This is a genomic window from Alteromonas sp. ABE4_545 (assembly GCF_056161325.1).
In genome coordinates, this window is sequence record NZ_JBSWYY010000089.1 from 1 (window position 1) to 310 (window position 310).

1 protein-coding gene is annotated in these 310 nt (G+C 57.1%); it reads right to left on the reverse strand.

Annotated elements, in window-relative coordinates:
- The coding region (locus tag ACXAH6_RS20440) for an Ig-like domain-containing protein (protein ID WP_474879835.1) at positions 1-310 on the reverse strand (310 nt) is incomplete at both ends.

Below are 310 nucleotides of genomic sequence, written 5' to 3' on the forward strand. Positions count from 1 at the left end.
ACTGCCTGAGTCGCTCGCCAGAGCCATACTCGGTGCCGCCACCGTCATATCAGTGGTAATGGCTGCGCTATTTGACGTCACCGCTGACTCATTGCCCGCGGTATCGGTTTGCTTCACCTGAATGTCGCCAATGGCGTAGCTGGTATCGTTAGCCAGTTCAAAGCTGGTGCCTGTGCCGGTAGTCCAGTTTACACCGCCGTCCAGCGAGTATTGCCAGCTGGCGACGTCGGAGGCCAGAGTCACATTCATCGTCGCGTCATTGGTCAGATTGTCAGACGATGAACTGCCTGAGTCGCTCGCCAGAGCAAAG